General features: G+C 68.0%; 18 protein-coding genes and 1 pseudogene. 11 read left to right on the top strand and 8 right to left on the bottom strand.

What is annotated here, in order from left to right; translation table 11 throughout:
• Positions 1–84 precede the first annotated feature (84 nt).
• On the bottom strand, positions 85–2,562 hold the full coding sequence (locus tag OXQ95_RS08750) for a TonB-dependent receptor (RefSeq protein ID WP_242097165.1): 2,478 nt from the start codon (positions 2,560–2,562) through the stop codon (positions 85–87).
• Positions 2,563–2,862: 300 nt separating this feature from the next.
• On the opposite strand from OXQ95_RS08750, the gene OXQ95_RS08745 reads away from it, so the two are divergent.
• Complete coding sequence (locus OXQ95_RS08745; RefSeq protein WP_267381209.1) at positions 2,863–5,070, top strand: TonB-dependent receptor; 2,208 nt, start codon at positions 2,863–2,865, stop codon at positions 5,068–5,070.
• A complete protein-coding gene (locus tag OXQ95_RS08740) occupies positions 5,067–5,972 on the top strand; it encodes an alpha/beta fold hydrolase (protein ID WP_267381208.1) in 906 nt (301 codons plus the stop codon). The genes OXQ95_RS08745 and OXQ95_RS08740 overlap by 4 nt, the downstream gene beginning before the upstream one ends.
• Here OXQ95_RS08740 and OXQ95_RS08735 read toward each other — a convergent pair.
• Together OXQ95_RS08735 and OXQ95_RS08730 are read right to left on the bottom strand one after the other, a co-directional pair.
• Positions 5,957–6,427, bottom strand: a pseudogene (locus OXQ95_RS08735) (MaoC family dehydratase); the annotation flags it as partial. The gene OXQ95_RS08740 and the pseudogene OXQ95_RS08735 sit on opposite strands and share 16 nt — an antisense overlap.
• A gap of 16 nt (positions 6,428–6,443) precedes the next feature.
• Positions 6,444–6,902, bottom strand: coding sequence for a MarR family transcriptional regulator (locus tag OXQ95_RS08730; RefSeq protein WP_267381207.1), 459 nt, complete (start codon positions 6,900–6,902; stop codon positions 6,444–6,446).
• An 82-nt stretch (positions 6,903–6,984) separates the two neighbouring features.
• On the opposite strand from OXQ95_RS08730, the gene hppD reads away from it, so the two are divergent.
• From hppD to OXQ95_RS08695, 7 genes are all read left to right on the top strand, one after another.
• Positions 6,985–8,049 carry a 4-hydroxyphenylpyruvate dioxygenase gene (hppD, locus tag OXQ95_RS08725; RefSeq protein WP_267381206.1) on the top strand — a complete coding sequence of 355 codons (1,065 nt, stop codon included), beginning with the start codon at positions 6,985–6,987 and terminating at the stop codon, positions 8,047–8,049.
• Between the two features lie 186 nt (positions 8,050–8,235).
• Positions 8,236–9,561 (top strand): homogentisate 1,2-dioxygenase, encoded by a 1,326-nt coding sequence (gene hmgA / locus OXQ95_RS08720; protein ID WP_267381205.1) that lies wholly within the window; start codon positions 8,236–8,238, stop codon positions 9,559–9,561.
• Complete coding sequence (locus tag OXQ95_RS08715) at positions 9,558–9,935, top strand: Rieske (2Fe-2S) protein (protein ID WP_267381204.1); 378 nt, start codon at positions 9,558–9,560, stop codon at positions 9,933–9,935. Before hmgA ends, OXQ95_RS08715 begins: the two co-directional genes overlap by 4 nt.
• 73 nt (positions 9,936–10,008) lie before the next feature.
• Positions 10,009–10,884 (top strand): MBL fold metallo-hydrolase, encoded by an 876-nt coding sequence (locus tag OXQ95_RS08710; RefSeq protein ID WP_267381203.1) that lies wholly within the window; start codon positions 10,009–10,011, stop codon positions 10,882–10,884.
• A 96-nt stretch (positions 10,885–10,980) separates the two neighbouring features.
• Positions 10,981–12,510 carry an MFS transporter gene (locus OXQ95_RS08705; protein WP_242097173.1) on the top strand — a complete coding sequence of 510 codons (1,530 nt, stop codon included), beginning with the start codon at positions 10,981–10,983 and terminating at the stop codon, positions 12,508–12,510.
• Between the two features lie 12 nt (positions 12,511–12,522).
• Positions 12,523–13,695: an HlyD family secretion protein gene (locus OXQ95_RS08700; protein ID WP_267381202.1), complete on the top strand. Its 1,173-nt coding sequence runs from the start codon at positions 12,523–12,525 to the stop codon at positions 13,693–13,695.
• The gene (locus tag OXQ95_RS08695; protein ID WP_267381201.1) at positions 13,692–15,125 is read left to right on the top strand and encodes an efflux transporter outer membrane subunit; all 1,434 of its coding nucleotides are present in this window, start codon (positions 13,692–13,694) and stop codon (positions 15,123–15,125) included. The genes OXQ95_RS08700 and OXQ95_RS08695 overlap by 4 nt, the downstream gene beginning before the upstream one ends.
• 28 nt (positions 15,126–15,153) lie before the next feature.
• Here the strand turns inward: OXQ95_RS08695 and OXQ95_RS08690 are convergent, their stop codons facing one another.
• A complete protein-coding gene (locus OXQ95_RS08690) occupies positions 15,154–15,543 on the bottom strand; it encodes a four-helix bundle copper-binding protein (RefSeq protein WP_242097176.1) in 390 nt (129 codons plus the stop codon).
• Positions 15,544–15,689: 146 nt separating this feature from the next.
• Between OXQ95_RS08690 and OXQ95_RS08685 the strand changes: the two genes are divergently transcribed.
• Positions 15,690–16,805: a DUF47 family protein gene (locus OXQ95_RS08685; RefSeq protein ID WP_242097270.1), complete on the top strand. Its 1,116-nt coding sequence runs from the start codon at positions 15,690–15,692 to the stop codon at positions 16,803–16,805.
• Positions 16,806–16,811: 6 nt separating this feature from the next.
• Complete coding sequence (locus tag OXQ95_RS08680; protein ID WP_267381200.1) at positions 16,812–17,804, top strand: inorganic phosphate transporter; 993 nt, start codon at positions 16,812–16,814, stop codon at positions 17,802–17,804.
• Positions 17,805–17,825: 21 nt separating this feature from the next.
• Here OXQ95_RS08680 and phoU read toward each other — a convergent pair whose 3' ends face one another.
• The 4 genes from phoU to pstC are packed head-to-tail and all read right to left on the bottom strand — an operon-like array spanning position 17,826 to position 21,205.
• Positions 17,826–18,515, bottom strand: coding sequence for a phosphate signaling complex protein PhoU (gene phoU / locus OXQ95_RS08675; protein ID WP_242097178.1), 690 nt, complete (start codon positions 18,513–18,515; stop codon positions 17,826–17,828).
• A gap of 16 nt (positions 18,516–18,531) precedes the next feature.
• Positions 18,532–19,404, bottom strand: a complete 873-nt coding sequence (locus tag OXQ95_RS08670; RefSeq protein ID WP_242097179.1) for a phosphate ABC transporter ATP-binding protein — start codon at positions 19,402–19,404, stop codon at positions 18,532–18,534.
• Positions 19,401–20,243, bottom strand: a complete 843-nt coding sequence (gene pstA / locus OXQ95_RS08665; RefSeq protein ID WP_242097180.1) for a phosphate ABC transporter permease PstA — start codon at positions 20,241–20,243, stop codon at positions 19,401–19,403. The genes OXQ95_RS08670 and pstA overlap by 4 nt, the downstream gene beginning before the upstream one ends.
• A gap of 5 nt (positions 20,244–20,248) precedes the next feature.
• Positions 20,249–21,205 carry a phosphate ABC transporter permease subunit PstC gene (pstC, locus tag OXQ95_RS08660; protein WP_242097181.1) on the bottom strand — a complete coding sequence of 319 codons (957 nt, stop codon included), beginning with the start codon at positions 21,203–21,205 and terminating at the stop codon, positions 20,249–20,251.
• Positions 21,206–21,225: the final 20 nt, after the last annotated feature.

Here is a 21,225-nt window from a genome sequence, read left to right as displayed (position 1 = left end):
TATGATCGATTGGTTGCGGGCGTGTGACATCCGCGCCGAATGGGGTGGCGGACGACGCCTGCGCGCCGTCCGCTCCCAACCTTTTTACATCTTCACCGTCGCCTCGAGGCCGAAGGTGCGCGGCGCATTGAAATTGCCGTAATCGCCGAGGATGTTGTTCACGCTGCTGGTCGTGGTGCCCGCGGCAGGCAGGGCGCCCAGGCTGTTCGACGGGTCGCGGCGATAGACGTGCTGCTCGTCGAAGATGTTGCGCGTCCAGAGCGACACGGTCAGCTTGGCGCCTGCGCGGCCGAGATCGAAATTGGCGATGGACAGGCGCCCGTTCACCAGCGTCGATGCGTCGTTGTGCGTCGCGAACTGGTCGAACGCCTGGGTCGACTGGCTGTAATTCGCATCCAGGTGCAGCTTCAGATCGAAGCCGTCGAACGGCCGCGTATAGTCGAGCGCCGCGCTGGCCGCGTTGCGCGGGGTGAACACGATATAGACGTTCTGCACATAGCCGGTGAACGGGTTCAGCACCGGCGGGATCTTGGTGTAGGTATAGGCATAGGAGCCGGTCAGCGTCAGGCCCTCGACCGGGTTGACGGTCAGATCGGCCTCGACGCCGCGGATCTTGGTGATGCCGGGGGCATTGATCGTCTCGATCGTGTTGCGGTTCGATCCGGTGATCGCATCGAACGACACCGAACTGAAATCGACCTGGCTGCCCTTGCGGTCCATGATGTAGCCCGCAAGGTTCAGGCGGACGTGATGATCGAGAAATTCGGTCTTCGCGCCGATCTCATAGGCCTTCACCGTTTCCGGACCGAACTGGCGGTACGTCACCGACCGCGAGCTGGCGCCGCCGGCGCGGTAACCGGTCGAATATTTGCCGTAGAGATTGATCCCCGGCGCGGCGTCGAACGCGACGATCGCCAGCGGATCGAAACGGCTGGTCTTTTCCGCATAGGTGTAGGGTCGGGCGATGTTGTTGACGATGTAGAGGCTGCCGTTCTTGTCGTCATGCGTGAAGCGGCCGCCGACCGTCACGTGCAGCGCATCGTCGAGCACGCCGGGCGTATAGGTGCCCTGGCCGAACGCGGCATAGCTGCGCGAGCCGGCGGTGCTGGCGCGGTCGATCGAGCGACAGCCGGGCTGCGATCCGAAGCCGGCCGAGCCGCGGCACGGATCGAGCACGGTGACGAGCGTGCGCGTGGCATCGAACGCGTTGGAATTGGGCGTCGCGGCATCGTCGCTGGCGCGTTCCTGGAAATAATAGAGGCCCGCGGCATAATCGAACTGCGGCACGCTGCCGACCGCCTGGAATTCCTGGCTGAACTGATGCTGGTAGAGATCGGCCAGGCTGTAGCGGCTGAAGTTGCAGCCCGTGCCCGTGCAGTTGGCGGCGACGACCGGCGGACGATGCGCGCCGCCGCTGTTGTCGTACTGGACCGAGCTGACGGTGCGATAGGCGGTGATCGAGCGGAATTCGATCCAGGGCGCCGCCTGATAGCTCAGATGAAGCGAAACGCCGCGGGTCTTGTCGACGCTCGGCTGCTGCGGAACGCCGATATCGGCCACGTCCATGCGCGACGTGCCGTTCACCTGGATCAGCGGCGACAGTGTCTTGACGGTGCCGGTGAAGGCGGTGGGCGACGTGCCGGGCAGCACGCAATTGGGGGTGGCCGCAGCGGCACCGGCGGCGCAGCCATTGGGGTTGTAGTTCAGGAGCTGGCTGTAGAAGGCGCTGTTCGCGTCATAACCCGCGTCGAACGCGAAATCGGCGGTGAAATGGTCGATCGGCTTCCAGCGCACCGCGACGCGGCCGCCGCGGCGATCGAAGTAATTCCAGCCGGTCTGCCCCGCGAGCGGGTTCTTCGTGGTCGGGCCCTGATATTGAACGACGCCGTCCACCTTGATGCTGATATTGTTCTTTTCCGGCAGATCGATGTGCAGATCGCCGTTATAGCCGCCGTAATTGCTGATCCCGCCGGTCGCGCGCAGGTCGAACACGCCCGACGGCGCCTTGGTCACGATGCTGAGCGCGCCGCCTTCGGTGTTGCGGCCGAACAAGGTGCCTTGCGGGCCCTTCAACACCTCGATGCGGTCGACGTCGAACAGGGCGGCGTTCAGGCCGTGCTGACGGCCGAGATAGACGCCGTCGATATAGATGCCGACGCCCTGTTCGCGCGCGGGCTGGTTGGCGTCGAGCGGCACGATGCCGCGGATGCCGACGGTGAGCGCGGTCTGGCGCGCCTCGAACGTCGCGACGCGCAGCGACGGCACCGCGCCGTCGGCGAGGTCGTAGAGGCTCTGGACGTGGCGGTCCGCCAGCGCCTGGCTGCTCAGCACCGCGATCGCGATCGGCGTCTTTTGCAGGTTCGTCTCGCGCTTGGTGGCGGTGACGACGATGTCGCCAAGGCCCTGATCCTCGGCGGTCGGTTCGGCGACCAAGGTCGAGACGGCGGTCTGCGGATCGGCGGCGGCGGCCCGTGCGGGCGCGGCGATCGGATCGGCGTGCGCCTGCGCGGCGAGCGCGAGTGTGAGTGCGGCGATCGAGATCGCCGAAGCGCGAATGGTCATGATTGGTCCCCCCGGGTTTGCACGGCGGTTTCGCTCGCGCTCCGGCTCGGTAGGCAGCGATCATGACAATCGGATGAAACTAGTGTGACGGTACTATAACTTTGATGGACCGATGTGCAGGCCCGGCGAGAGCGGGATCGGGCATCGCCCGCGCCGGGCCGCCGGGCACGCATGTCGATTCCGTCATACGATGTGACATTGTTGCGACAGCCCGATCCAATCCGATGGCGACGATGCGTTCGCGCTGGTGATGATACAATATCGCATCTAACGGCATGGCTTCCATCGACAGGAGTTGCCATGCGCCCGATCCTCTTCATGACGGCAAGCCTGCTCGCCATGTCCGCCGCCGCGGCTTCGGCCCAGGTCAGCACCACCGCGGACCCGGCGACCGCGCAGACCGGCGCGGTATCGGGGCAGGGGCGCGTCGATGGAACGGCCGGCCGGGCCGCGCCGAACGCGCCGTCGGACATCGTCGTCACCGCACGCCGGCTGGACGAGGCGCGCGCCGCGATCCAGCCGTCGCTGGGCGCCACGAGCTACACGATCACCAACGACACGATCCAGGCGCTGCCCGGGGGCGACAACCAGCCCTTCAACCAGATCATCCTGCAATTGCCCGGCGTCGTGCAGGACGGCTTCGGCCAGTTCCACGTGCGCGACGATCACAACAATCTGCAATATCGAATCAACGGTACGATCCTGCCCGAGGGCATCGCGGTGTTCGGCCAGACGCTGAGCCCGCGGATCATCGACCGGTTCAACCTGCTGACCGGCGCGCTGCCGGCGCAATATGGCCTGCGCACCGCGGGGATCATCGACATCACGACGAAGAGCGGGCTGTTCGCCGATGGCGGATCGGCGTCGATCTATGGCGGATCGAACGGCACGATCCAGCCGAGCGTCGAATATGGCGGCCATAGCGGCAACACCAATTTCTTCGTCTCGGGCGATTATCGCCACAGCGACCGCGGCATCGAAGGCGTGGACGACAGCCGCACCCCGCTGCACGACCAGACCGACCAGTTCCAGGCCTTCACCTATATCGACCACACGATCGACGACAGCCACCGGATCTCGTTCGTGGGCGGCTATTCGAACCAATATTTCCAGATCCCGAACCCGCGCGGGCTGACGGCGCTGAACGACGGTTTTGCCGGCTCCACCACGCCGCCCTACGCGGTGGGCGGCACCCGCGACTATCCGAGCGACTCGCTGAACGAGCGCCAGATCGAGAAGACCGCGTTCGGCCAGATCGCGCTGCTCCACGATCACGAGCGGCTGACCTATCAGCTCTCCGCCTTCGCGCGCTATTCCTCGCTGCGCTACCGCCCCGACGATCTGGGCGAACTGCTGTTCAACGGCCAGGCGCAGCAGGCGTACAAGACCGATTTCGCGATCGGCGGCCAGGTGGATGCGGCCTATAAGCTGAACGACACGAACACGGTACGCGGCGGCGCGGTCGTTACCCGCGATCGCGGCAGCAGCCGCACCAGCACCTTGGTGTTTCCCGTGGCCAATGACGGCACGCAGGCCGGCCAGCCCTTCGCGCTCGCCGACGATGGCGGCCAGACCTCGTGGACGGAAAGCGTCTATCTGCAGGACGAATTGAAGCTCCTGCCGGTGCTGACGTTCAATTTCGGCGGCCGGTTCGACCATTATTGCGGCTATCGCTGCGAACAGCAGTTCAGCCCGCGCGCCAATCTGGTCTACAGCCAGGCGGGGACGACGGTGCATCTGGGCTATGCGCGCTATTTCTCGCCGCCCCCGTTCGAGCTGGTCGCGACGACGTCGGTCGCCAGCTTCCAGGGCACCAGCGCGCAGGCCAATTCGCTGACCGACACCACGCCGTTCGCCGAGCGCCAGCATTATATCGATCTCGGCTTCCAGCAGAAGCTGGGGGGCGCCTTCTCGTTCGGTGTCGACGGTTATCTGCGCTATTCGCACTATCTGATCGACGAGGGCCAGTTCGGCGCGCCGATCGTGCTGACGCCGTTCAACTATAATCGCGGCCGGATCCACGGCGTCGAGGCCAATGCGAGCTACACCGCGCACGGGCTGCTCGCCTATGCCAATTTCGCCTATGCCAAGGCCCAGGGCAAGGACATCGTGTCGAGCCAGTTCAGCTTCTCGCAGGACGATCTCGACTATATCCGCAACCATTATATCTATCTCGATCACGACCAGACCTACACCGCGTCGGGCGGCTTTTCGTACAAGGTCCAGGGCGGGGCGCTGCGTGGGCTGCGCTTCGGCGCGGACGCACTCTACGGTTCGGGGCTGCGCGCCGATGGCGAAGTGCCCAATGGCCGGTCACTGCCGGGCTATGCGGTGGTGAACCTGTCGACCAGCTATCGGCTCGATCGGCCGGGGATCGCGATCCGGTTCGACGTCGCCAATGTCGGCGATCACGTCTACGAGATCCGCGACGGATCGGGCATCGGCGTGGGCGCCCCGCAATATGGCGCGCGACGCGGCTTCTTCGTGGGGCTGACCAAGGATCTGTGAGGCCGCAGGGTCGCGCGGCACGGCGGCGAACGGCCGGCGGTTCGGGAGCGGTTTCGCAGATCGACCGTTTCCGTTATGGTCGCCCGCCGTCCGCCGGCCCTGGCTTTACACCGGATATCGTTTCGCTGCTCCACGCTCCCGTCGCCATCGGACCCCCGCCGCGCTGGCTCACGCTGGCGGAAGGGCCGCGCGCCCTGGCCGAGATGGCCGCGCTGCCGATGGCCGCGCCCTGGCTGGCGCTCGCGCCGCGGGGCGACGGCCACGGCGTACTCGTGCTGCCGGGGTTCGTCGCGAACGACAATGCGACCGCGGCGCTCCGCCGCTATCTGCGTGCGCTCGGCCATGACGCGCGCGGCTGGGAGCTCGGCCGCAATTTCGGTCGGCGTTCGATCGGCCTCGAATCGGAACGGCTGCTCGAACGGCTGGAGGCGCTGCGCGCGGCGACCGGGCGGCCGGTGAGCCTGGTCGGCTGGAGTCTGGGCGGCGTGATGGCGCGCCAGCTCGCGCGCGCGGTGCCGGAGGCGGTGCGGCAGATCGTCACCTTGGGGTCGCCCTTCACCGGCAACCCCTATGCCAGCTCGATCGCGCGGCTCTACGAACGCGTGTCGGGCGACCGGATCGACGACGTCTTCGTCGCCGCAATGCTGGCCGAAAGCCGCACGCCGCCGCCCGTGCCCTCCACCGCGATCTACAGCCATGGCGACGGGATCGTGGCGTGGCGCAACTGCGTCGAGCCGGTCTCCGCCACCACCGACAATATCCGCGTGCGCGGCAGCCATGTCGGCCTGCCGTTCAACCCCGCCGTCTGGTTCGCGGTGGCGGACCGGCTCGCGCTGCCCGAGGATCGGTGGACGCGGTTCGACCGGTCGGGCTGGCGCCGGTCGGTCTATCCCGCCGCCTGAGCGGGCCTGGCCATCATCAGCGCGGCGCGCTCGGTGCGGCACACCACCGCGTCCTGCTGGTTCAGCCCGGTATGGACGAAGGTGACGATCCCCTGGCCCGGCCGCGACGACGATTCGCGCAGCGCCGCGACCATGGTTTCCACGCGGATCGTGTCGCCCGCGAACACGGGATGGGGAAAGACCGTCTCGCGCATCCCCAGATTGGCGACGGTCGTGCCGAAGGTCGTATCCTGGACGCTCAGCCCGATCACCAGCCCCAGCGTGAAGAGCGAATTGACGAGCGGCCGGCCGAACTCGGTGGTCGCGGCATAGGCGTGATCGATATGGATCGGCGCCGGGTTATACGTCATCGCGGAGAACAGCATGTTGTCGCCCTCCGTCACGGTGCGGCGGATCTCGTGCACGAAGCGCTGCCCGACCGCGAATTCCTCGAACCACAAACCGGCCATCATGCTCTCCTTTCGCCGGCTCCTAGCGCGGGTGGACGGGCGGCTCCAGCGCGAGTGTCACCGCCTCGATCCGGTGGAGCATCGCGGTGAAGCCCGCCAGCTCGTCGGGGCTGAAGCTGGCGAAGATGCGCCGCTCCAGCTCGATCGCCTTGGGCGCGATCGCGGCGTAGAGCGTGCGCCCGGCGTCGGTCAGCACCAGCCGGTGCGACCGGCGATCGCTGGGGTTCGCCTCGCGCGCGAGCAGCCCGCGCTCGACCAGCGCGATCGCGGCGCGGCTGACCGTCACCTTGTCCATCCGGGTGCGCTGGCCGATCTCGCCCTGGGTGATCCCGCCCGTCTCCGCGACCACCGCCACGAGCCGCCACTCGGTGATCGAAAGCCGGAACAGCACGTCATAGGCGCGCGCGATCGCATCGCTCACCAGATTGGAGGTGATCGAGAGGCGATAGGGCAGGAAATCGTCGAGCACGAGTTCGGTCATGCGGCGATAGTAACCGTTGACACGATCACCGCAAAGGCGCAGGTTCGTATCATTCGATACCAAATCACGGACGGGCAGCGCGATGGACCATATGGACGTGAACCCGATGGGGCTGGACGGCTTCGAATTCTGCGAATTCACCTCGCCCGATCCCGATCGGATGGCCGCCCAGCTCGAACAATTCGGCTTCGTCGCCGCCTCCACCCACCCGACCAGGGCGGTCACCCGCTACAAGCAGGGCCGGATCAACCTGCTGCTCAACCGCGAGCCGGGCGGCCATGCCGCGGCGTTCCACGCGGCGCACGGGCCGTCTGCCAGCGCGATGGCGTTCCGGGTGCAGGATGCGCAGGCCGCCTATGACGCGGCGATCGCGCGCGGCGCCCGGCCGGCACCCGCCGGCGCCGCGCTCGACGGCATTCCCGCGCTCGAGGGGATCGGCGGATCGATCCTCTATCTGGTCGATCGCCACGGCGTGGCCGGCTCGCTCTACGACGACTGGAACGCGGTGCCCGGCGCCGCCGAGGCGGAGGCCGCGAACAATGTCGGGCTCGACCTGCTCGATCACCTCACGCACAACGTGAAGCGGGGGCAGATGCGCACCTGGGCCGAATTCTACGGCCAGATCTTCGGCTTCGAAGAGCAGAAATATTTCGACATCAAAGGCAAGGCGACCGGCCTCTTCAGCCAGGCGATGATCGCGCCCGACCGCGCGATCCGCATCCCGCTGAACGAGAGCCAGGACGACAAGAGCCAGATCGAGGAATTCATCAAGGATTACAACGGCGAGGGCATCCAGCATCTGGCGTTGACCACCGACGACATCTTCGAGACGGTCGAGAAGCTGCGCGCGCGCGGCGTGAAGCTGCAAGACACGATCGAGACCTATTACGAGCTGGTCGACAAGCGCGTGCCGAACCATGGCCATGATCTGGAGCGCCTGCGCCGCAACCGTATCCTGATCGACGGCAATGTCGGCGAGGAGGGGCTGCTGCTCCAGATCTTTACCGAGAACATGTTCGGGCCGATCTTCTTCGAGATCATCCAGCGCAAGGGCAACGAAGGCTTCGGCAACGGCAATTTCCAGGCGCTGTACGAATCGATCGAGCTGGACCAGATCCGGCGCGGCGTCATCACGGTCGACGCGTAAGCGTCGGACGATGCGGGCGCGCAGGCGCCCGAGCGAGCCCGGCCGGCGTGGCCCCGCCGCCGCCCCATAGGGCGCGGCTTGGCCGCGACCGATGGGGCCGTGACGATGGCGGTGCGACGCCGGGAAGAGTTTCGAAGGGCCGGCGGTCGCTGGCGGGGATCGGACAAGGTGGGGCAAGAGGATGTCATGACCAATCACCAGACGATCGCCGCCACGCAGGAGACCGCCGGCCCGGGCGGGTATATGCCCGGCTTCGGCAACCATGTGTCGACCGAGGCGGTGGCCGGCGCGTTGCCGATCGGCCGCAACAGCCCGCAGCGGCCCGCGTTCGGCCTGTACACCGAGCAGCTCTCGGGCACCGCCTTCACCGCGCCGCGTCACGAAAACCGCCGGTCCTGGCTGTATCGCATGCGCCCCACCGCCGAGCATCCGCCGTTCGTCCGCTACGACGGCGCTCAGCGGTTCGCGCCCGGCACGACCGACGCGCCGCTGGCGCCCAACCGGCTGCGCTGGGATCCGGTCGCCGCGGCGGCGCCCGGCACCGATCTGATCGATGGCATGACGACGATGCTCGCCAACCGCGATCCCGCCGATCTGGAGGGGGTGGCGCTGCACGTCTATGCGGCGAACGCCGATATGGCGGCGCGCGTGTTCATGAACGCGGATGGTGAGTTGCTGTTCGTGCCTCAGGCGGGGCGGCTGGAATTGCGGACCGAACTCGGGCGGATGATGGTATCGCCCGGCCAGATCGCGCTGGTCCCACGCGGCGTGCGGTTCCGCGCGCTGCTGCCCGATGGCGCGGCGACGGGCTATGTCGCGGAAAATCACGGCAGCCTGTTCCGCCTGCCCGATCTCGGCCCGATCGGCGCCAACGGCCTTGCCAATCCGCGCGATTTCGAGACGCCGGTCGCCTGGTTCGAGGATCGCGACGAACCGACCGAGGTCGTGCAGAAATTCATGGGCTCGCTATGGACCACCACGCTCGATCACAGCCCGCTCGACGTGGTGGCGTGGCACGGCAATCTGGCGCCGTGGCGCTACGATCTGGCGCGGTTCAACACGATCGGCAGCGTCAGCTTCGATCATCCCGATCCCTCGATCTTCACGCTGCTGACCTCGCCCAGCGACGTGCCGGGCCGCGCCAATGCCGATTTCGTCGTCTTTCCGCCGCGCTGGATGGTGGCGGAGGACACGTTCCGGCCGCCCTGGTTCCACCGCAACGTGATGAGCGAGGCGATGGGCCTCATCACCGGCGCCTATGATGCCAAGGCCGAGGGATTCCGGCCGGGCGGCATCTCGCTGCACAATCTGATGTCGGGTCACGGCCCCGACGTGGCGAGCTGGCAGGGCGCGAGCGCGGCCGAGCTGAAGCCGCACAAGATCGACGGCACGATGGCGTTCATGCTGGAGAGCTGCTGGCCGTACAAGCCGACGGCCTATGCGCTGGACCATGCGCAGCTCGACTATGATGCGGTCTGGGCCGATTTCCCCAAGGCGCGGCTGCCGCGGTGAGCGATCCGCAGGCGGCCGTCGCGCGGCTGGCGGCGACGCCCGCCGGCGTCACGCTCGGGCCGCTCGCGCTGATCGCGGACGGCGCCGCGCGCAATTTCGTGCTCCAGATGCGCGCCGGGCGGTTCCACGGTTTCGTCGTGCGGCGCGGCGACACGGTCGTCGGCTATGTCGATCGCTGCCCGCATATGGGCGTGCCGCTCGCGCAAGCGCTGGACGGCTATCTGACGCCCGATGGCGGCCTGATCGCGTGCAGCTGGCATTCGGCGCTGTTCCGCATCGATGACGGGCTCTGCGTCGGCGGCCCGTGCAGCGGGCAGCGGCTGGCGTCCTGGCCAGTGGGGATCGTGGACGGGATGATCGTCACCCAGGGATGAAGCGGGGCATGCTGGCGATCCGGCGCGGGCCGGATTAAGGCTGCGACAATCCATTCCGTATCGAGGATGTCCGATGCCCCGTTTTCGCCCCCATTTCGCACTCGCGCTCCTGATCGGCGGCGCCGCGATCGCCGGGCCCGTGCCCGCCGGCCCCGCCGCCAAGTCGTTCGCGCTGGGCGCGGTCAAGCTCGTGGCGCTGCGCGACATGGTGAATGCGGTGCCGAACGACGGCAGCGTGTTCGGCAAGAATGTCGGTCCGCAGGCGGTGGCCAAGGTGCTGGGCGCAGCGGGCGCCGACACCGCCACGCTGCCGCTGGGCGTGGATGCGCTGCTGGTCGAGATGCCGGGGCGCATCGTGCTGATCGATACCGGCCTGGGGCCCAAGGTGGGCGGGGCGTTGCCGCGCAGCCTGGCACTGGCCGGCGTTGCGCCCGCGCGCGTGACCGACGTGCTCATCACCCATTCGCACGGCGACCATGTCGGCGGCCTGCTCGCCGCCGATGGCCGGCCCGCCTTTGCGGGTGCAACGATCCACATGGCCGCCGCCGAATGGGAATGGCTGCGCAGCAAGCCCGAGAACGCGGCGCTCGCCGCCGCGATCGGCCCGCGCGTGCGCACCTTCACACCCGGCGCGGTCGTCGTGCCCGGCATCCGCACCGTGCCGCTGGCGGGGCATACGCCGGGTCATGTCGGCTATGAGATCGTCTCGGGGAAGGAGCGGCTGATCGACATCGGCGATACCGCGCACAGCGCGATCGTGTCGCTCGCCGAGCCCGGCTGGATCATCGGCTACGACAATGATCCGATCGCGGGCCGCGACCGCCGCGAGACGACGCTCGCCACGCTGGCCGCCAGCCACGAGCGCGTCTTTGCGCCGCATTTTCCCTTTCCCGGCATCGGCCGCATCGAAAAGCGCGGGTCTGCTTATGTGTGGAAGCCCGAACTCTAGCAAAAACCGACACTTCCTGTTGCAAGTGCGAAGGCCGCGGGGCAGGCACGGCGGCAGGGCAGGCGCGATGGGCTCCGTCCGCGGCGGAACCCCGACATGGATTTCAGGCAAGGGATCGGGCTGCTCGGCATCGTGCTCGCCGCGATCGCGGCACAGCTGAACGACCAGGTCCTTTCGATCGCCCTGCCCGACGTCGCTGGCGGCATGGGCCTCAGCATGGATCAGGCGAGCTGGCTGCGGACGCTGTTCGTCACCGGGCAGGTGGTCGGCATGTGCATGGCGCCCTCGCTTGGCATCGCCTTTTCCTTCCGCCGCTTCGCGCTGTTCGCGATTCTCATGAACCTCGTACCGACGCTGCTGATGGCGCTGGGCGGCGGGGTGGCGCCGGTGCTGATCCTGCGGCTGATCCAGGGGCTCGCCTCGGGCTTCACGATCCCGCTGCTGATGACGGTGGCGCTTCGCGTGCTCGGGCCCGAGGTGCGGCTCTACGGCCTGGCGGTCTATGCGATGACCGCGACGCTGACGCCCAATCTGGCGACCAGCTTCGCCGCCCTGTGGGTCGACGGGCTGCGCGACTATCACTGGATCTTCCTCCAGCCGCTGCCCTTCTGCACGCTGGCGGCGGCGTGCGTCTGGTGGGGTATGGAGCAGGAGCCGCCGCAATATGACCGGCTGCGCCGGTTCGACTGGACGGGCGTGGCGCTGGTCGCGGCGGGCTTCGGCAGCCTGACGATCGTGCTGGAACAGGGCGATCGGTTCGACTGGTTCAATTCGCCGCTGATCGCCATCCTCGCGCTCGTCAGCGTCGTCAGCCTGCCGCTGCTGGTGATCGTCGAACGCTATGCCCCGCTGCCGCTGATGCGCTTCGATCTGCTGGCGCGGCGCAATTTCGCCTATCCGGTGATCGTGCTGATCGTGTTCCTGATCGTGTCGCTGTCGGCGAGCCAGGTGCCGCTGACGTTCCTCGAGCAGGTGCGCGGGCTGCGGCCGGTGCAGATCCACCAGCTGAGCCTGGGCGTCGCCGCGTCGCAGATCGTGCTGCTGCCGCTCACCGCGGTGCTGCTCGATCACCGCCATGTCGATGCGCGCTGGGTCAACGCGGTGGGCTTCGCCTCCATCCTGTTCGCCTGCTATCTCGATGCGCATGTGACGAGCGCCTGGGGCCCGCAGCAATTCATCCTGGGCGAGGCGTTCCAGGCCTTGGGCTTCGCCTTCGTCGTGATGCCGCTGCTGATGATCGCGACCAACACGATCAAGCCGGAGGAGGGGCCTTACGGCTCCGCGCTGGTCAACACGCCGCGCGCGGTGGCGGAGGCGATCGGGGTGTGGGCGATCGCGCTGATCGGGCGGTGGCGCGGCGAACTGCACCGGGTGCGGCTGACCGACCTGCTCGGACAGAACCGGCTCGTGCTCGAACAGCTGGGCGTCCTGCCCCGCGACACGCAAGGACCGGCGGCGCGCACGGTCTATGCGGCGCTCGACCGTGAACTCGAACGCCAAGTGACGACGCTGACCACGATCGACACCTATGCGATCATGGGCCTGCTCGCGATCGCGCTGATGATCGCGCTGGCGGTGATCCCCACTCGCACCTATCCGCCGCGCATCGCGCTGGCCAAGCAATGACGGTGAACAGGCATGGCTGACGAACGGCCCGACGACGACAAGCCCGACGCGAAGTCGGATGACGACCAGCAGGACGATTCCTCCCAAGGTCAGGACAAGAAGGACGAGGCCAAGCCCAAGGCGCGCTGGCCGTGGATCGTGGCGGCCGTCGTCGTCGCGGTCTTCGTCGTCGTCGTGCTGCTCATCATCCTGTTGCCGCACGAGAATGTGAAGACCGACGACGCCTATGTGACGGGCCATTACGCGATGGTGGCGCCGCGCGTCGGCGGTCAGATCGCGACCGTCGACGTGGACGACAACCAGCCGGTCCGCGCGGGCCAGTTGCTCGCGACGATCGACGACCGCGACCTGCGCACCACGCTCGATCAGGCCACGGCGAACCTCGCCGCGGACCGCGCGCGCGTGGCGCAGGCCGAGGCGCAGGTCGCGCGCCAGCCCTCGCAGATCCGCCAGGCGCGCGCGCAGGTGGCGAGCAACGGCGCGCGGCTCGGCCTGTCCGATGCGGATGCGGCGCGCTATGCCGATCTGGCGCGCACCGGCGCGGGCACGTTCCAGCAGCACCAGCAGGCCGATACCGATGTGGTGCAGCAGCGCGCGTCGCTCGAACAGGCGCGCGCCGGGCTCGACGCGCAACGCCATACGCTCGATGCGCTGGTGGCGGATCGTTCGGCGGCCGAAGCGCGCGTGAAGCAGGATCTGGCGTCGCTCCGCCAAGCCAAGCTCAACCTCGGCTATACGCGGATCGTCGCGCCGATCACGGGCACCGTGTCGGAACGCACGGTGCAGGTCGGCAATTTCGTGGCGCCCGGTGCGCCGATCCTGATGCTGGTGCCGCTCAGCGACGTGTATGTCATGGCCAATTATCGCGAGCTGGAGTTGCGCCACATGCGGCCCGGCCAATATGCCCGAATCCATGTCGATGCGTATGACATCGATCTGCGCGGCCATGTGGCCAGCCTGCCGGCCGCATCGGGCGCGACCTTCTCGCCGCTGCCGCCGAGCAATTCGACGGGCAATTTCACCAAGATCGTCCAGCGTCTGCCGGTGAAGATCGTGGTGGACCGCGGCCAGCCGCTCGCCCGGCTGCTGCGCGCGGGCATGTCGGTCGAGGTGTGGGTCGACACCAATCTCGACGACGTCGTCGCGGCGCAGCGGCACCAGGCCGGTCGGGTGACCGCGCCATGAGGCGCTGGATCGCGGCGGCGCTGCTGCTCGGCGGCTGCACCGTCGGGCCGAACTTCACGCGACCCCAGGTGGACGCGCCCGCGGCGTTCGGCACGACCGCCGCCGACGTGGCGAGCCGCACCGTGGCGGGCACGGTGGACATACGCTGGTGGGACTCGTTCCGCGATCCCGAACTGAGCAGCCTGGTCGATCGGCTCGGCAAGCAGAATCTCGATCTCCAGGCGGCGGCCGAACGGATCGCGCAGGCCCGCGGAGAGCGCGACATCGCCGCGTCGCAGGGGCTGCCGCGGCTGAACGGGCAGGGCCAATATCAGCGCGAGCGGATCAGCCCCAACGGCACCGCCTCGCTGACCGAGCCCGCGCCCGGGGCCCCGCTCGAGTTCAACCTGTTCCGCACGATGCTGAGCGCGGCGTGGGAGCTGGACCTGTTCGGCCGCGTCCGCCGCGCGGTGGAGGCGGCGCGCGCCGACACCGAAGCGGCGGTTGAGGCACGCCATGGCCTTGCGCTTTCCGCCATCGCCGATCTGGCGCAGACCTATTGCCAGCTCCGCCAGCTTCAGGTGGAAGAGGGGATTCTGCACCGCAACCTCGCGCTCGCCGACCAGCGGCGCGCGCTGGTGCGGCGCCGGTTCGCGGACGGCGTGGCGACCACGCTGGAGGTGGCGCAGGTCGATGCGCAGGGTCTCGCCATCGCGCAGGATCTGCCCACGCTCCACGCGCAACAGGCGCGGCTGGTGAACGCGATCGGACTCTTGCTCGCCGAACCGCCGCGCACGCTGGCCGCCGAGCTGAACGCACCGGCGATGCAGCCGCTCGTACCGCCCAGCGTTCCGGTGGGGCTGCCCGCCGATCTCGCCCGCCGCCGACCCGATATCCGCGAGGCAGAGGCGCGGCTGCATGCCGCCACCGCGCAGACCGGCGTCGCGGTCGCGTCCTTCTATCCCGACATCAGCCTGGCCGGCAATTTCGGCTTCGAGAGCCTGCATCTCGGATCGCTGTTCGATGCCGATTCGCGTGCCTTCATGGCCGGGCCGTCGATCGACCTGCCGATCTTCGAAGGTGGCCGCCTGAAGGGCACGCTGCGTATCCGCCAGTCGCAGCAGCGCGAGGCGGCGATCCAGTTCCGCAAGACCGTGCTCCAGGCCTGGCACGACGTGGACAATGCGCTGACCGCCTATGCCGAGGCGCAGCACAGCCGCGCCGCCGCGGTCGCCACTTCGCAGGCCAATGCCCGTGCGCTGGCGGCAGCGGATCAGCGCTACCACGACGGCGTCACCACGCTGCTGGATGTGATCACCGCGCAGGAAGGAGTATTGCGCAGCGAGGATTCGGTCGCGCAAGCGCAGGCGCAGATGGCGCTTCGCCTGATCGACCTCTACCGCGCGCTGGGCGGCGGGTGGCAGGCGGTTCCCGACCCAACCACCCGCTGACCGGTTAGCCTCCGACCGAACTCCGCGCTCAGCCGAGGGCGGCGAGCGCCGCCTTGCAGTCGTCCGCGCATTCGGCGCACATCTCGGCGCAGAGTTTGCAATGCGGGTGATCGTGCTGGCTGCATTCGGCGGCGCAGAGATGGCAGGCGCGGATACAGGCCTCGAGCGCCGCCCGCAGCATATCGACGTCCTGCCCGGTCTGCCGCACCACCAGCCGCGCGGTCGCGGTGCACATATCGGCGCAGTCCAGGCAGGTGCGGATGCACTGCGTCATGTCCATCGGCTCGGCGAGGCAGGCGTCCGCGCACGACGTGCACATCAGCGCGCAATAAAATGCATGCTTGGCCGCCTTGGCGCGGGTTTCGTCCGGCGCGTCGCCGGCATTCGGATGGAGCGCCATCATCTTCTTGATCGACATCGTCGCTGTTCCTCGTTGCGTCCCAGACCGAACGGCCGGGGCGTGGCGTGGTTGCGCGCGGCGCCGCGCGATGCGCCGATATTGCGTATATCCTCTTCACGCGCGTCCGCCCGGCACCTAGGTTCGGGCGGACGGGAGCGAGAATCATAGGACAAATCGGTGCCTTACCCTATCGGGTTGACGCGGAGGGCCGCGCCGAGGTGATGCTCATCACCTCGCGCGATACGGGGCGGTGGGTGCTTCCCAAGGGCAATCCGATCGCCGGTCTGGCGCCCCACGAGGCGGCGGCGCAGGAGGCGTATGAGGAGGCCGGCGTCCGCGGCATCCCGTGCCCGACCGCGATCGGCGAATATACCTATGTGAAGCGGCGACGCACGCGGGGCGACCGCGATCTTGTCGTTGCCGTCTATCCCTTTGCCTTTGTCGAGCAACTGGCGGATTGGCCCGAGCGCGCCCAGCGCGTGACGCGCTGGTTTTCGCTGCCGGATGCGGCCGATGCGGTCGACGAACCCGATCTGAAGCGGCTGATCGCCGGCTTTCGCGAACCGCCGATGCCTGTTTCGCTGGCCGAGCGCGTGCTTCCCGCGGTACGGACGGAGGCGACGAGGAGGGTGCCGTTGCTGGGTTGGTTTCAGGCGTTGATGCCGAAACAGGGGCGGTTTTTCGAACTGTTCGACGCGCATGCCGCGACGCTGGTGGCGGGTGCCGCCGCGCTCGCCCGGCTGATCCATGGCGAGGGCGAGATCGCCACGCAGATCGCCGCGATCGTCGCGCAGGAACATGCCGCCGACGACATCACCCGCGACGTGCTCCAGGACGTGCGCCGCATCTTCGTGACGCCGTTCGACCGCAGCGCGATCACCGACCTGATCGGGGTGATGGACGATGCGATCGATCAGATGAACGGCACCGCCAACGCGGTGGCGCTCTATGAGGTGACGGAATTCACGCCGCAGATGCGCGACATGGCCGCGATCGTGGTGGAGGCGGCGCGGATCACCGCCGAGGCGATCCCGCTGCTCCGCTCGCTCGGGCCCAATGCGGCGCGGTTGCACGATCTGACCGCGCGGCTGATCCGGATCGAGGGCGATGCCGACGACATCCACGATGCGGGCATGAAGGCGCTGTTCCGCCAGTCGCGCGGCGGCGATCCGATGGACTTCCTCGTCGGGCGCGAAATCTATGCCAGCCTCGAAAAGACGATCGACCGGTTCGAGGACATCGCCAACGCGATCCAGGGGCTCGTCATCGATCATGCGTGATCGGCCATGATCGCGTGGCCGCTGCTCGTCGCGCTGATCGGCGTGGCGCTGTTGTTCGATTTCCTGAACGGCATGCACGATGCCGCCAATTCGATCGCCACCGTGGTGTCGACGCGCGTGCTGAAGCCGCATCACGCGGTGTTGTGGGCGGCGTTCTTCAACTTCATCGCCTTCGCGGTGTTCAAGCTGAAGGTCGCGCAGACGCTCGGCACCGGGATCATCGCCGCCGATCTGGTCGATCCGCAGGTGATCTTCGCCGCGCTGATGGGTGCGATCCTCTGGAATCTCGTCACCTGGGTACTCGGCATCCCCTCCAGCAGCAGCCATGCGCTGATCGGCGGCCTGATCGGCGCAGGCGTCGCCAAGGCGGGGTTCGCCGCGGTGATGTGGGGCGGGGTGATCCCGACGGTGCTCGCGATCGTCGTCTCGCCTGCGGTGGGGCTGGCGCTCGCTTTGGTCCTCGTGCTTGCGGTCGCCTGGGCCTGCATCCGGATGACGCCACTCGCGGTAGACCGGCGGTTCCGCCGGCTCCAGCTCGTCTCGGCCTCGCTCTATTCGCTGGGGCATGGCGGCAACGATGCGCAAAAGACGATGGGGGTGATCGCCATCCTTCTCTATTCGCAGGGGATGCTGCACGGCGCCTTCCATGTGCCGCTCTGGGTCATGCTCGCCTGCCAGGCGGCGATGGCGCTCGGCACGCTCTCGGGCGGGTGGCGCATCGTCCACACCATGGGATCGAAGATCACGCGGCTGACGCCGCCCCAGGGCTTCTGCGCGGAGACGGGCGGCGCGATCGCGCTGTTCGCAGCCACGCATTTCGGCATTCCGGTGTCGTCGACGCACACCATCACCGGCGCGATCGTCGGCGTGGGGTCGGCGCGGCGATTGTCGGCGGTGCGCTGGAACGTGGCGAGCGGGATCCTCGTCGCCTGGACGCTCACCTTGCCCGCCGCCGCCGCGATCGGCGCCGCCACCTGGTGGCTGGCGGAGTGGCTTTGAACGGCGGGGGAAGGGCGGCGCCTATTCCGCGTGGCGGTCGGCCAGTTCCTCGCCGGTGGCCGCGAAATAGACCAGTTCCGCCAGGTTCGTCGCCTGATCGCCGACGCGCTCCAGGCTCTTGCCGACGAACAGCAGATGCGTCGACGGGCGGATGATCGCGGGATCCTGCATCATCGCGGCCAGCAGGGCGAGGAACAGACGGTTGTAGAGATCGTCCGCTTCCCGGTCGCGCGCGCCGACCGCACGGGCAGCCTCGATGTCGCGCGCGGCGAAGGCGTTGAGCGCCTGGCGCATCATGTCGAGCACCGCGCGGCCCAATTCGGCGAGCAGGCGCATCGGCTCGCCGACATCGGCGCGGTCGATCGCCGGGATCCGCTTGGCGATGGTCTTGGCGTAATCGCCGGTGCGCTCGACGATGCCGGCGATGCGATAGGCGGCCAGGATCTCGCGCAGATCGTCGGCCAGCGGCGCACGTTTGGCGATCAGCGTCACGACCTGCTGGCCGACCCGCGCCTCCAGCGCGTCGATCGCCCGATCGTCGGCGACGACCTGCTCGGCCAGCGCGACGTCTCCCTTGGCCAGCGCATCGAGCGCGTGCGCGAGCGCAGCCTCGGCGAGGCCACCCATCTCGGCGATCAGGCCGCGCAGCTCGCGCAGCTCGTCGTCGAAGGCCGAAACGGTGTGCCGATCGGTGAAATCGTTGCCGGTCATTGCAAATGATCCTCGCTCAGCCGAAGCGGCCGGTGATATAGTCGCGGGTGCGCTTCAACTGCGGCCGCGCGAAAATGTCCGCGGTGGGTCCGAATTCGACCATCTTGCCGAGGAACATGAACCCCGTGTGGTCGGACAGACGCGCCGCCTGCTGGAGATTGTGCGTGACGATCACGATCGTCAGGTCGTTCTTCAGCTCGAGCAACGTCTCCTCCAGCCGCGCGGTGGAGATCGGATCGAGCGCGGAGGCCGGCTCGTCGAGCAGCAGCACCTCGGGCTCGACCGCGATGCCGCGCGCGACGCACAGCCGCTGCTGCTGCCCGCCCGACAGGCTGAGTCCCGAAGCGGTCAGCTTGTCCTTCACCTCGTCCCAGAGCGCGGCGCGTTTCAGCGCGCGCTCGACGATGCCGTCCATGTCGGTGCGCGAGGTGCGCTGGTGGAGCCGCACGCCGAACGCCACATTGTCGTAGATCGACATCGGGAAGGGCGTGGGCTTCTGGAACACCATGCCGACGCGCGCGCGCAATTGCGCGAGATCGATCGCGGCGCTGGCGATGCCGGCCTCGTCGCCGTCGCGCGTCTTCAGCCGTGCGATCGACGCCCGGTCGGCGAGCACGTCTTGGCCGGCAAGCAGGATCCGCCCGACCGCGTGCTGGTTCGGATAGAGTTCGTACACGCGGTTGAGCGAGCGCAGCAGCGTCGACTTGCCGCAGCCCGAGGGGCCGATCAGCGCGGTGATCCGGTTCTTCTCGACCGCCAGGTTGATCCCGAACAGCGACTGCGTCTTGCCGTAGAAGAAATCGAGGTTGCGCGTTTCCAGCACCAGCCGGTCGGCGGGCGGCTGCGTGATGCTCGCCTCTTCGGACGAGGGTGCGAGCGTATCGGTCATGCGCGGGTCTTCTCCCGGGCGAGGACACGCCCGACGATGTTGATGAGGAGGACGGCGGCTGCGATCAGCAGCGCGCCGGCCCAACCGAGCTGGCGCCAGTCGTCATAGGCGGACAGTGCGAACTGGAAGATCGTGGTCGGCAGGCTGCCCATGGGCTGCGTCACGTCGAGCGAGAAGAAATTGTTGCCGAGCGACGTGAAGAGCAGCGGCGCGGTCTCGCCCGAGATGCGCGCGAAGCCGAGCAGCGCCGCGGTCAGCAGGCCGGCGCGCGCGGCGCGCCACACGATCCGCCGGGTGACGAACGCGCGGGTGGCGCCGAGCGCCATCCCCGCCTCGCGCAATGCGCTCGGCTGGAGCAGCAGGATGTCTTCGGTGGTGCGCGTGACCACGGGCACGGCGAGGATCGCCAGGGCGACGGCGCCGGCGATGCCGGAGAAATGGTGCAGTGTGTTGCGCACGAGCAGTTCGTAGACGAACAGGCCGACGAGGATCGACGGCGCCGACAGCAGCACGTCGTTCATGAAGCGCACGACATAGCCATAGCGCGTCTTGCCGCCATATTCGGCGAGCCAGGTGCCCGCCATCACGCCGACGATCACCGCGATCACCATCGCCATCAGGCACATGACGATCGATCCGGTGATCGCGTTGCGCAGGCCGCCCGGCATCCCCGGCGACGGCTGGTCCATGGTGAAGAGGTGGAGGCTGATCCCGCCGATGCCCTGCGTGGTGAGCGACCACAGAATGAGCGCGAGGCCGGTGAGCGCGACGAGCGTCGCCGCGCCGCACAGCACGACGAACAGGCCGTTGACGAACCGACGCCAGAAGAAGCGCGACATGGCGGTCAGATCCTCTGCGCGCGGGCGAGGAGCGCCCGGGCGGTGGCGAGCACCGCGAAGGTGATGAAGAACAGCACCAGTCCCATCGCGATCAGCGCGGAGGTGTGCATGTCGCTGGTCGCTTCGGCGAATTCGTTGGCGATGGTGGAGGCGATGGTCGATCCGCTGTCGAAGAGCGAATGCGGGAAGCCGTGCGAATTGCCGATGATGAACGTCACCGCCATCGTCTCGCCCAGCGCGCGGCCGAGACCCAGCATGATGACGCCGATCATACCCTGGCCGACATAGGGCACGGTGATCGACTTCATCACCTCGAACGAGGTGCTGCCAAGGCCATAGCCCGCCTCGCGCACGCCCGGCGGCACGGTGAGCATCAGCTCGCGGAACACCGCGGCCATATAGGGCAGGATCATGATCGCCAGGATCGCCGAGGCGGTGAAGATGTTGGCGCCGTTGGGCACGCCCTGCACCAGCTTTTCGATCCAGGATCCGGGCGCGGCGGACATCATCAGCGGCGTCTGCACATGCGCGGCGAACCAGGGTGCGAAGACGAACAGCCCCCACATGCCATAGACGATCGAGGGGATGCCCGCGAGCAGCTCGACCGCGATCGCGATCGGCCGTGCGAGCCGCGGCGGGCAGAATTCGACGAGGAAGATCGCGACGCCGAGCGCCAGCGGCAGCGCCATGGCGAGGCTGAGCATCGCCGTCACGAGCGTGCCGACGATCGGGCCGGCGGCGCCATAGATCTCGTCGACCGGGTTCCATTCGCTGTGCGTGAGAAAGCCGAAGCCGAACGTCTTGAGCGCGGGCCAGCCGCCGATCGCAAGGCTGATGACGACGCCGGTCAGCGTGCACAGCAGCAGCGTGGCGGCCGCCGCGCACAGCCAGCGGAACAGGGCATCCGCACTTTCGCTGGTCGCAGCGCTGGAGGCGCGGCGGGTGGCCATCGTCGACGTCACGTTCAAATCATCCTTCAAGA

The sequence above is a fragment of the Sphingomonas sp. GC_Shp_6 genome (assembly GCF_026540835.1).
GTDB lineage: Bacteria > Pseudomonadota > Alphaproteobacteria > Sphingomonadales > Sphingomonadaceae > Sphingomonas.
Note: the sequence above shows the minus strand (reverse complement) of the source record. Positions and strands in the feature narration are given on the sequence as shown.

Bases quoted from the DNA above. Each gene is read 5' to 3' on its own strand.
- OXQ95_RS08670 (WP_242097179.1), bottom strand. From the start codon at position 19,404: ATGACCGATACGCTCGCACCCTCGTCCGAAGAGGCGAGCATCACGCAG.
- OXQ95_RS08700 (WP_267381202.1), top strand. From the start codon at position 12,523: ATGGCTGACGAACGGCCCGACGACGACAAGCCCGACGCGAAGTCGGAT.
- OXQ95_RS08695 (WP_267381201.1), top strand. From the start codon at position 13,692: ATGAGGCGCTGGATCGCGGCGGCGCTGCTGCTCGGCGGCTGCACCGTC.
- OXQ95_RS08710 (WP_267381203.1), top strand. From the start codon at position 10,009: ATGCCCCGTTTTCGCCCCCATTTCGCACTCGCGCTCCTGATCGGCGGC.
- OXQ95_RS08690 (WP_242097176.1), bottom strand. From the start codon at position 15,543: ATGTCGATCAAGAAGATGATGGCGCTCCATCCGAATGCCGGCGACGCG.
- hppD (WP_267381206.1), top strand. From the start codon at position 6,985: ATGGACCATATGGACGTGAACCCGATGGGGCTGGACGGCTTCGAATTC.
- OXQ95_RS08705 (WP_242097173.1), top strand. From the start codon at position 10,981: ATGGATTTCAGGCAAGGGATCGGGCTGCTCGGCATCGTGCTCGCCGCG.
- OXQ95_RS08680 (WP_267381200.1), top strand. From the start codon at position 16,812: ATGATCGCGTGGCCGCTGCTCGTCGCGCTGATCGGCGTGGCGCTGTTG.
- hmgA (WP_267381205.1), top strand. From the start codon at position 8,236: ATGACCAATCACCAGACGATCGCCGCCACGCAGGAGACCGCCGGCCCG.
- pstA (WP_242097180.1), bottom strand. From the start codon at position 20,243: ATGTCGCGCTTCTTCTGGCGTCGGTTCGTCAACGGCCTGTTCGTCGTG.
- OXQ95_RS08750 (WP_242097165.1), bottom strand. From the start codon at position 2,562: ATGACCATTCGCGCTTCGGCGATCTCGATCGCCGCACTCACACTCGCG.
- OXQ95_RS08745 (WP_267381209.1), top strand. From the start codon at position 2,863: ATGCGCCCGATCCTCTTCATGACGGCAAGCCTGCTCGCCATGTCCGCC.
- phoU (WP_242097178.1), bottom strand. From the start codon at position 18,515: ATGACCGGCAACGATTTCACCGATCGGCACACCGTTTCGGCCTTCGAC.
- OXQ95_RS08730 (WP_267381207.1), bottom strand. From the start codon at position 6,902: ATGACCGAACTCGTGCTCGACGATTTCCTGCCCTATCGCCTCTCGATC.